Source organism: Nitrospira sp., assembly GCA_024998565.1.
Lineage (GTDB): Bacteria > Nitrospirota > Nitrospiria > Nitrospirales > Nitrospiraceae > Nitrospira_A.
This window is the reverse complement of sequence record JACOEM010000014.1, coordinates 78178-88235: the sequence shown is the minus strand read 5'-3', so window position 1 is coordinate 88235 and position 10058 is coordinate 78178. Positions and strand designations below refer to the sequence as shown.

Sequence of the window (10058 nt, the reverse complement as noted above, 5' to 3'; positions counted from 1 at the left end):
CCGACCTGTTGGGGCCGGTGCTGTCGGGGGGCGCGAGCGCGCCTCCCGCTTCCGCATCGGTCGCCACCGCTGCCTGACTATGCACATAGGGCTGAAGCCGAGGCGGTGTGCCCACGGTTGTCGATGCGTCTGCCGTCGGCTCGGCGCTCGATACGTGAGACTGCTCCTTCTCGCTCGTGCGGATCATTCGATCGGAGGGCCGCTCACGAACGATTCTTCGTTGTCGCGACACCGTCACAGCGTTCTGCTGTGAGTCGGCCCCCTGGGCACCGAAGAGCGATGACACAGTCACACCCGGTGTCACGACGGTTGCCGCGCTGCGCGGGTTTCTGAGCGCCAGATGCACTTTTCCTTCCATTGATGCGAGTGACAGCCGCTCCGCCTCGTGGGGAGTCACCTCCAGTGTGACGACGGTAGGCGGCGTGCGCGAGGCCTTCTGGCCTGATAGAAGCGACTCATCCTCTTTGGCGATCGACGAATCCAGTCCCGTCGACAGCACCGTAATATCGGCTAACACCAGCTTCGTGGCCGGTTCACCGCCGTTGAGCACTCGCGACATGGTGGTCAAAACGTCCACGTGGTCGCCTGGTTTCAGGATCCCTCCGACTGCCGTAACATCATCTACTTTGATGGCCATGGCGCGCTTCTCAGGATGGGTGAGGGCCGCAATACCGCCGGTCGTGACGTCGGCAGGCGCGAGTTTGGAGGCAAGAATAGGTTCCTGGGACGCCAACGGCGTCAACAGCACGCGACCGATCAGCTCCTCGCCGGAGGAGAAGGCCCCCTCAGGAACACTGTCGGATGGAAAGGGCACCACACGGACGGCATCGGCGGACAGCACGGCTCCCCAGGGAAGTGCGTGGGTCGCAACGGCGACAGACGTGTTCCGATTGGTCGCACTGAGCTCCGTGCGCGTCTCGTCCAGCAATTGCTGGACATACCCATACGCCAGCAGGCTGCTCACCGCTCCGATCGTTCCCCCCAGCCCGATCACAAGGAGTGCCCGTTGCCGAGATGTCAGCGCCATATATATGCTCCTCGCGATACAACGTTGCCGCCTGCTGAATCCCGGAACATGCGCTCTCCCAGATTGCCGCTGCGATGTTCATCCGGCTTTCGCCCGACCGGGAAGGTGACAGGGTGCCACCGTCTCCCGGCTATTCATGCGATCCGTCAAGAGATCAACGACAGATCTCCTCGCCACCACAGTGTCAGTGCCGTCCCGAGCGCGATCACGATACCGTACCGGAGCAACGGTTCTGGAGCGGTCGACGTTGCAGAGGGCGCCGGACAACCGGTGAGCGCGATCGTCAGACACCCTGCATAGACGGACCGCAGCATCGTCCGCCATCCCCGGTGCCGGCAACTGACGCCCAGTGCATAGAGCCCGCCGAACAGGGCGATGGCCACGGCGGCCTGCATCACGCCGAACGGTCCTAAGCAGCTTCCGACCGCGCCAAGAAGTTTCACGTCTCCGGCCCCCATTCCGCCGCATGCATAGACCCCGATCAGCAGAGCGATGCCGACACAGCACCCGGCCAAACTAGCGGCCAGGCCGCTCAGGCCATTGTGTGCGGTCTGCAAGATGATGCCGCCGCTTACACCTGTCATCGTGAGCCAATTCGGAATCAGACCCCTCGCTGCATCGCTGAGCGCCCCGAGGACCACCACGACCAGAACGAATAGCATCATGTCCATCGTCGCCTCGAAGGGAGATATGGCACGGCCATGGGTTCAGCGAATCAGACCGGCCAATCGCGTGAACATGTTCCTGATATTGCCACCGAGCGTAAACGCTGCCGTGGCGATGACCACAGCGATCGCAGATGCGATCAATGCATACTCAATGGCCGCCGCACCGTCTTCTTCGTGGAAAAATCGTCGCATGGCATTCAGCATGACACTCTCTCCTAATTAGAAAGAACCAGATTTTGTAGGCAGGTCACCGGCGCCTACCCCTTCCTACTCATGTATCGGAGGAATACCCGTCACACTTAAGCCCAGCCGCTCTGTTTTCGATAGTCGTCAGTCCCAGCTATAAATTGCCTCCACACAATTGCCAGCGCCATGGAATGTCACCTTCTGACATAGTGCGCGGACGAGCGCGAGCCCACGACCGAACATCGAATCATTCGTGGACAACGGTGCGGCGGGATGGGTAGCATCGAATCCCGCCCCGCTGTCCTCAACACGCACCATCAATCGGGCCCCGCTCGCAGATGGAGCATGCGTTAAGGAGATCTGCACATAGCCCTCTTGCAATGCGGCCAGGCGTCGGTCGCGCTCCTGGTAATAGGCGTCAAATCCATCGGGCGAAGTTTTCAGATTCGATTGGATTCCCAGTACGCCATGATCGATTGCATTCGAGAGGAGTTCCGTCAACACGGTGAAGAAGCGCTCCCGGTGGCGGGCATGACCTGGTAGCAGGCTCACCAGCTGCATCAAGTCCGGTAGCGGATCCTCCGTCCGCATTGCGTCAGGCCCCAATCGAACCTCGATGTGCCAAGGAAGCTGACACGAACGCTCCCGTGATGGCGGATTAGCCCCTACTGCGGATCGTTCGAGAACGATGTCGCAAGGCACATCGACCACCGTAATATCGTCTTCTTGGATGCCTCCATCGGCGAAGGCCGTGAGCGCAGCCACGAGTGCCTCGAATGTATGCGACGCCGGACCTTGCGTGACAGCTTCATGGACCCGAGGTTCACCGAACAGCTCCCCCGATGGGCTGCGCGTTTCGATCACGCCGTCCGTATACAGAATCATTTGGTCGCCAGGCTGTATGTCATAGCTTTCTAGATTCGGCATGAACTCTTCGGCATGCAGCACTCCTAGGGGAGGATGTTGCGATGCCCATTGCAACCGAACCCCCGCACTCGGGTTGATGACCAAGACCGGTGGAAGCCCGCCGTTCCACACCGATGCCCGGCCGCGGACCGGATCGATTTCGATTGCGCTGGCTGCACAGAAGATTCCGATCGGCATCGTGTGGTTCAACTTGCGGTTGATCTCCCGTAAAATATCCCCTAGCGCATGCCCTCGTTCGGTCATTCGATAAAACACGTCGGCCAACGGTAATGCGCCGATTGCGGAGGACAAACCATGGCCTGTGAAGTCGCCCACGAGGACATGAAGAATACCGGTCGGAGTCGTCCCGGCTAATACGAGATCGCCGCCAAGGATGGCCGCAGGTGCCACATGGTAGTCGATGCCCATTCGCTCCATGCAGGGAGTCGCCAGGATTTTTGCACGAATCTCATTGGCCACCTCAATTTCGCAGAACGAGCGGTCTCGGTACGATTCAAGTTCCTGCTTCTGTTCCGTGACTCGCGCGTGGAGTTCCTGCACGCGCGACCAAGCTGAGAGCTTCGCCCGCAGGAGGGGCAGGCTATACGGTTTTGTGAGTACGTCGTCTCCCCCGGAGGCAAGACATTCGGTCAGACCTTTTTCATCTGTCACGGCCGTCAAAAAAATAACCGGCACGAAGCGCGTGTCGGATCGTTGTTTGATCAGTAAAGTTGCCTCTTTGCCGTCCATTTCCGGCATCATTAAGTCCATAATGATCAAATCTGGTTGTTCTTTTTCAAATTGGGCGACAGCTTGTTTCCCATCCTCAGCCAACACCACGCTGTGACCGTCCTTGCGCAGCAAGGTCTGTAAGATCTGCCGATTCACAACCGTATCGTCTGCTACAAGGACTTTCATGGGATGGTGACCAACGAGTGAAAATTTGCGATAGACAGAATGCTTTTAATTTGCGGGGAGCACTTCAAGAGATGGACACGGGCTTTTTCGCCACCGGCAAACTCGCGTAATTTCAATAACATGCCCAATCCTGTGCTATCGATATATTCCGTTTGTCCAAAGTCAACCACGTAATGGCTCGACGGGAGAGGCCGCGTCGTATAGGCTTCCAGGAAAGTACGATGCATCCTCGCGTCGAAGCGTCCAGCCGGTATAATCGTCAGTGTCGCTCCATCGCTGGATTCCTCAATTTTGAACATGGCTCCTCCATTCTTTATCAAAGGTCGCCTCCGGTATCGGCAATAGCTCCCGAAATCTAAAGAAAAACGTGCGGACGAGTTTGATTTCCTGTAGTTTGAGAAAGCGAGCAACGCGGAGTGAAGCATCGGGGCTAAGGTTTTGGTTCCTGCAGACCGAAAGAAGAAACGGCGACACACATACAACGGTGAGAGACCATTTCTTATGGCGATGATCGTTTCAATCGGCTCAGGCAAGGGCGGTGTAGGAAAAAGCGTGATCGCCGCCAATCTGTCCATGTTATTGGCCAAACAAGGCAAGCGGGTAGTTTTGGCGGATCTGGACGTGGGTGGCGCGGATGCCCATATTCTGTTCGGCATGCTCAACCCTCCTCGCACCTTGACGGATTTTGTTGAACGACGGGTTGAACGTCTGGATGACGTCCTCCAGCAGGTCTCGGCACACCCCTTTCTCCAGTTGATTCCCGGCACAGGCGATACCCTGGCGACGGCCAATCTTCCCTATGCCAAGAAAAAGCGGTTGATTCGCCATTTCCGGCAACTGCAAGCCGATGTCATCATTGTCGATATCGGCGCAGGCACCAGTTATCATGCGCTGGACTTTTTTCTGATGGCGGACCACTATCTGACAGTGGCCACTCCGGATCCGACGTCGGTGCTCGACCTCTACCGCTTTATCAAGCTGGCAGCGATTCGTCGTGTCTTGTCGGCCTTCCTGTCGCGCGATGCCGTCACAGAGACCCTCTCCGATCGGGATTTCTGCAGCATCGATGAAGTCATCCAGGCGGTCAGCGAAACCGATCCTCATGCCAAGGAGACCGCCAGCCGGACACTCCAGGGATTTCACCCCTATCTGATCGTGAATCGGGTCTCGGGGAAGTCGCGTGTGAATGTGCTGCAGTTGAAGAAGCTATTGCAGGAATATGTCGGTGGGGATCTGATGATGCTGGGGGAGATTCCGGATGATCCGGCGATGACACGAGCGGTGCGTAGTTATCTTCCGGTCGTCGAATTTGAGCCCACGGCGCCCGCATCCCTGGCTCTCGGACAAGCCGCTCAAACGCTCCTTACTCTCCTGGCCCATCCGGAAACGGCCCCGCCTGAGACCGCTCCTTCGCCTGAACAGGCTGCCTAAACCCCGGTGTCAACCATGCGGGGCACATCGCGACCCGCGCCTCATCGACGTGCCTAGTGTGCCGCTTTTCTCGCCCGCAGACGTTCGGCTTGCACCTGCAGAATATGCCGGATAATCAGCTCCTGCTCGTCCCCGCCCAACTCCACAAACTGCGTGGCAACATGGTAGCCCGTCGAGTCCCGCTCGGCCGGTGTCACCCGGATGATGCGCGCCGTCGCCTCGATCATGCTGAATGGAGGCAGAATCACCTTCAACACCAAGAGGTCCTCCGCCTGAAACAGACGCGGGGTATCGAATCCCAGTCCTCCCGCGCTGATATCGACATCGGTCAGCCGTGCGATGGCGACGCTCCCGGGATGACTTTTCACGAGGGATTTGAGAATCGTCTCCAGCATCCAGTCGATTTTGGAGACCCAGGGTAACAGCGGCGATCCGGCGAAAGTCTCCCCTGCCCGGACCAGCAGATCAATGGTCGGTTTTGACACAGCGGTGGCGATCGTATCTTCCGTTGCCGGAGGAAGGTGGGCGTTCATGACTTCGGCCGGTTCGTCGAAACGACGATACTCGAGCAGCAATCGATCTTCGATGCGCAGCCATTCGCGTCGCTCTTCGTTTTTAATGTCGGTGTAGGGGCTCTGACGAAACCGGTCATGTGACGGAGTCATACCGAACCTCTGCGGTGGAGGAGCACGAGCGAGGCATAGGGTCTGGGCACGCGCTCGTCAGGCTTCACGATCTATCGTGACACGTTCGGAGGCCAGTTGTCCGCTACTTTCACGTAATTGACGCAGGTGTCGTTTCACTTGAGCGGCATCGGTTAGTTGAGCGGATATCCCTGCCTGCGCCACGAGGATGGCCGCGCGCACTTCTTCATCCATGCGCAACAGTTGTTGTGCGACTGTGCGATCAGGTTTGCAGGCGGCAAGACTACGTTCGCGCGCGCTATAGCAGGCGTCGACTTGATCCCAGTCGCCGGCCTGAGCGGCCTCCAGAGCTTGGATGGTGAGCAGTTCGATGGAGCGGCGATCCTGGAGAGAACCGGTATCGGGGAAACTAGCTGCCGACATGGGCCACCGCTTCCTGCCGTGCGACCACTTGCCAGCCTTCGCGTAACGTCGTCAGGCAGCGAACCGGTCCGTCCAGGTGTTTGCCGTTGTGTCGAAGATTGGCCTGGATACATTGCTGCACCATGTAGTCGTACAACCGGTGCAACGAGACTGCGATCTCCCCGCCTCGTTCGAAGTCCAGGACGCTGGACAGTTCCCCGACAATCGCGATACTGCGATCGAGAAAACGGGCCTTATCCTTGTAGTTGTTCGTGAGAATGGCTTCCCGGGCCAGCTCCATCGATTGAATCGCGGAGTCGTACAGCAGCACGATCAATTGCACCCGGTTGGCGGTCATGACTTGAGTCTGTTGATAAGCGTTCGCGGCAGTGGCGATCATAGTGACCTTATGACTTAGCTGAGCGCCTGGAGGGCGCTGGTTTGTGATTGGAGTTTCTGTAACAACGCATCCAACGAGGCGAATTGAAGTCGCAGGCGCTCCTCGTAAGCTGCAGCCACGTCTTCCTTGCGGCCGATTTCATCGGTAAGCCGGCTGATCTGGCTGGTGATGGAGTTTTTTCGAACCGTGAAGGCACCGCTGTCGACGCTGTCGAGTAAATCGACCGCTTTCACCAGACGGTCGGCAATGCCGCTGGAGGTCGATTGCGTCACGAACAAGGCCCGTGTGGCCACATAGTTGCTCGCCATCGCCGAGTCCAACTTCGCGTCTTCGATGGTGAGAGTCCCGTCGCGTTCCGTTTTAAATCCGACCTCGCCGAGTGTTTTGTATGTGGAGAGTCCACTGACCTCTCCCGAGATGGCTGTGCGCAACTGGCTCAAGACGTTTTTCGCCGTGCCCTCGTTGAAGAAGATCCCGCCGGTCTTCGTCGTGATGTCGTACGTGGTCCGCTCGTTGACGAACTTCACGATGTCGTTATAGGCGGTCACCAGGGTTTTGATATTGGTCTTGACGCCCTCCGGATCCGTGCTGATATTCACCGTGACCGGTTCCGGATCGGGAGTCGTGACGGTTTTCGACTTGAGCGTGAGAGTGACGTCCGGAATCGCATCGGTGATCACGTTGGACGCGCGCTCGATGGAGATCGTGGTTTGGTCGGGATCGCCGATCACCACGATGGCGTTCTGCCCGGCCTGCAACGTATCGGCACCGCCCGTCCCGCTCGTGTTCGTGAAATCAAGGGTGGTCGTATCGGCCACAACCGTGATGGTATTGTCCGCGCCTGATGAGGTAGCGCTCAAGGTCAGCCGATAAGCCGGGCTCGCTTCCGTTCCGGTATTGATCACGGAGGCGGTGACACCGGCTCCCAGATCGTTGATTGCCGAACGGAGATCGTCGAGTGTGGCGCCTGCGCTGAGACTGACCGTTTGATTCGTTCCGCTGCCGACCCGAAAGGTAAAGGTGCCGGCGCCGCTCGAGACCACCTCTGTGGTGCCGGAGACAGCTTTGGCGGCTTTGTTCGTAATTTGATTGGCTTTGGCCAGCTGAGTAACCTGTACCGTATAACTGCCCGTCGCAGCTCCTGCGCCGGCTTGAGCCGTAAGAATATTGTCGTCGCTGACGGTGCTGGTCGATCGATTGAAGCTGTTTGGAAGCCGGAGAGCATTCGCGGCGCTCTGAAGCGCGAGCAGCTTGTTGCCCAGAGACCCGTAATCGGTGAGTTTGGTCTGAAGATCTTTTTTCTTCGCCGTCAATGCGTCGATGGGCAGGCGTTGGACTTTGGCCAACTCGGAGACGACTTGACCAAAGTCCACACCATTTCCTAACCCGCCGAAACTAATCGCCATGACATCCCTTTCATGTCGTGAAGCAGGTTACACCTTGTGATGCAGGAGCAGCCCGGTCGGCGTCTCCAACCTCTTCGCAAGATCAATGACTTCCTGCTGCGGAATCTGGCGGATCACGGTTCCTGACTCCCCGTCCATGACCTTCACCACCACCCGATCAAGATCCGGATCGACGGTAAACTCCAATCTGGAATCTGCCTTCTGGAACACCTCGCGTACTCGCGACAGGGCCTGTTCCAGATCTTTCCCTTTGACTTCAGGCGTGGACGCTTCAGGTTCAGGGAGCTGGGCCTCAACCTTCTTTTCAACGGCATGTTGAGGTCCGCTCTGGCTCGCATGGGTGGCGGCTGCGGAGAGGTCCGTATGATTCGAAACCTGGTGGACCATATTACCCTCCTAGGTTCAATCCGTGGATAGCCCTCCCCGAAGGGAGGGCTATCCCGCGACTGATGCCTTATCCTCGCAGCAGCGCCAAGGCTTGCTGTGGCAACGAGTTGGCTTGCGCCAAAATCGCGATGCCGGATTGGGTGAGGATCTGGTTCTTCGTGAACACAGATGTCTCTTGGGCAATATCCGCGTCTCGAATCCGAGATTCCGCCGCGGTAAAGTTCTCTGCCGTGACCGTCAAGTTCTGGATCGCGACTTCGAACCGGCTCTGAATCGACCCGTAATTCGCGCGGGCGGTTGCCACCGCGCTGATCGCGCTGTCGATATTCGAAAGCATGGTCTGTGCGGCTGCCGCCGTCGACACACTCGCACCGGTCAATCCGACCGCCGCGACGTCGAGATCGGCCAACGCAACCGACAAGGAATTGCCTGATCCACTCTTGAAGCCGATGAAGACCTCAAACGTGTTGCTGCTTCCACTCAGCAGCGGCTGACCGTTATATTCTGTCGTCGTGGAAATTCGATCGATTTCCGAACGCAGCGCAACAAACTCCTGGTCCAGGTAGGAGCGCTCGGTCGTTCCCAGCGTCCCGCTGGCAGACTGAGTCGCCAACTCACGCATACGAGACAGCAAACTGCCGATGGTGGCAGCCGCGCCGTCGGCCACCTGCGTCAAACTGATGCCGTCGCCGGCATTTCGATTGGCCTGATTGATACTGCGGATCTGCGCCCGCAATGTTTCGGACACGCCCAATCCGGCGGCGTCATCCGCCGCACGGGTGATTCGCAAGCCTGAAGACAATCGTTCAACCGACCGCCCCAATTGGGCTTGATTGATCGAAAGGTTGCGCTGGGCTGCCAGAGATGAAACGTTGGTATTGACGACTAATGCCATGACTACTTCCTCCTGAAGCTTCCGCACTACTACCGGAACGTCGCCAGCGTCCGTGCCGACGAGATGGTAACCAGGCCTGATGGAGATGTGGCCACATCCCCGCTGCGCCTCGCTACCGTATTGCTGTGCCCCTTATCGGTAGGCTGTCGGGAAGACTTAAGAGCGCCCTGGCAGGTAGGAAACGGGTGTAACGGGAGGCATCATCCGTTGAGCAGTCCTATCGGAGAATAACGGGCACTAAGCAGCCTGAGTGGATTCAGTAAGAAGGGGTAATAATTCATATTCCATCAGGTCCGCGACGCGGATGGGGTCGGCGAAGGTTCGCGCGCCCAGGAGTTCCTGTATCCACGGGAGCAGCTTAGCGGACGAGAGTCCTGCCACGCCCTGTGTCTGGCCGGCTTCCAGCATTTCCGTATAATCTGCGAGACGGCCCAACCAGGCATCGATGGTTCCCACCTGCCCGGTGCCCGAACGTAGCGGGCCGAGCAGGCCCAGGCCATCGGCTCGTAACTGTGTGGCAAACCGATCGATGGCCTCTTTCGCATCTGTAATGATGGCGTGCAGCGATTGAGATCGCCCGGCCACCTCACCCACCTCCGGACCGCGTTGATTCAAAAAGGCCGGATCCAAATCGCGATCGCTGATGGCCCTCCCGCCGACCGTCAACGACGTCACGATGCGATGTTGGGCATGGGCTTTGTCGCTGAGAAACGCCAGGGCGTTCATGAGAGACGTGTCATCCGGCAGTTGCCACTGTTCGCCGTCGAGGGTGATATGCATGATCGAGA

General features: G+C 58.2%; 13 protein-coding genes. 1 reads left to right on the top strand and 12 read right to left on the bottom strand.

The genetic code is table 11. The features are described from left to right. The 5 genes from cpaB to H8K11_18355 all read right to left on the bottom strand — a co-directional run. Nucleotides 1-1027: Flp pilus assembly protein CpaB (cpaB, locus tag H8K11_18375; GenBank protein ID MCS6265715.1), on the bottom strand; the 1027-nt coding region annotated here is incomplete at its 3' end. A 146-nt stretch (nucleotides 1028-1173) separates the two neighbouring features. Further along, nucleotides 1174-1692, bottom strand: coding sequence for a prepilin peptidase (locus tag H8K11_18370; protein MCS6265714.1), 519 nt, complete (start codon nucleotides 1690-1692; stop codon nucleotides 1174-1176). A 42-nt stretch (nucleotides 1693-1734) separates the two neighbouring features. After that, entirely contained in the window at nucleotides 1735-1899 is a 165-nt protein-coding gene (locus H8K11_18365) for a Flp family type IVb pilin (GenBank protein ID MCS6265713.1), read from the bottom strand. A gap of 126 nt (nucleotides 1900-2025) precedes the next feature. Further along, complete coding sequence (locus H8K11_18360; GenBank protein ID MCS6265712.1) at nucleotides 2026-3675, bottom strand: fused response regulator/phosphatase; 1650 nt, start codon at nucleotides 3673-3675, stop codon at nucleotides 2026-2028. Between the two features lie 26 nt (nucleotides 3676-3701). Further along, entirely contained in the window at nucleotides 3702-4004 is a 303-nt protein-coding gene (locus H8K11_18355) for an STAS domain-containing protein (protein ID MCS6265711.1), read from the bottom strand. 202 nt (nucleotides 4005-4206) lie between these two features. Between H8K11_18355 and H8K11_18350 the strand changes: the two genes are divergently transcribed. Beyond that, on the top strand, nucleotides 4207-5136 hold the full coding sequence (locus H8K11_18350) for a P-loop NTPase (protein ID MCS6265710.1): 930 nt from the start codon (nucleotides 4207-4209) through the stop codon (nucleotides 5134-5136). A 53-nt stretch (nucleotides 5137-5189) separates the two neighbouring features. Here the strand turns inward: H8K11_18350 and H8K11_18345 are convergent, their stop codons facing one another. The 7 genes from H8K11_18345 to H8K11_18315 form a co-directional block, all read right to left on the bottom strand. After that, nucleotides 5190-5801, bottom strand: a complete 612-nt coding sequence (locus H8K11_18345) for a PilZ domain-containing protein (GenBank protein ID MCS6265709.1) — start codon at nucleotides 5799-5801, stop codon at nucleotides 5190-5192. Nucleotides 5802-5858: 57 nt separating this feature from the next. Next, the gene (locus tag H8K11_18340) at nucleotides 5859-6203 is read right to left on the bottom strand and encodes a hypothetical protein (protein ID MCS6265708.1); all 345 of its coding nucleotides are present in this window, start codon (nucleotides 6201-6203) and stop codon (nucleotides 5859-5861) included. Continuing rightward, nucleotides 6190-6582: a flagellar export chaperone FliS gene (gene fliS, locus H8K11_18335; GenBank protein MCS6265707.1), complete on the bottom strand. Its 393-nt coding sequence runs from the start codon at nucleotides 6580-6582 to the stop codon at nucleotides 6190-6192. The genes H8K11_18340 and fliS overlap by 14 nt, the downstream gene beginning before the upstream one ends. A gap of 14 nt (nucleotides 6583-6596) precedes the next feature. Continuing rightward, nucleotides 6597-7988, bottom strand: a complete 1392-nt coding sequence (fliD, locus tag H8K11_18330) for a flagellar filament capping protein FliD (GenBank protein ID MCS6265706.1) — start codon at nucleotides 7986-7988, stop codon at nucleotides 6597-6599. Between the two features lie 27 nt (nucleotides 7989-8015). Continuing rightward, nucleotides 8016-8375, bottom strand: coding sequence for a flagellar protein FlaG (locus tag H8K11_18325; protein MCS6265705.1), 360 nt, complete (start codon nucleotides 8373-8375; stop codon nucleotides 8016-8018). Between the two features lie 67 nt (nucleotides 8376-8442). Then, a complete protein-coding gene (locus H8K11_18320; GenBank protein ID MCS6265704.1) occupies nucleotides 8443-9270 on the bottom strand; it encodes a flagellin FliC in 828 nt (275 codons plus the stop codon). 237 nt (nucleotides 9271-9507) lie between these two features. Beyond that, the gene (locus tag H8K11_18315; protein MCS6265703.1) at nucleotides 9508-10050 is read right to left on the bottom strand and encodes a hypothetical protein; all 543 of its coding nucleotides are present in this window, start codon (nucleotides 10048-10050) and stop codon (nucleotides 9508-9510) included. Nucleotides 10051-10058 lie beyond the last annotated feature (8 nt).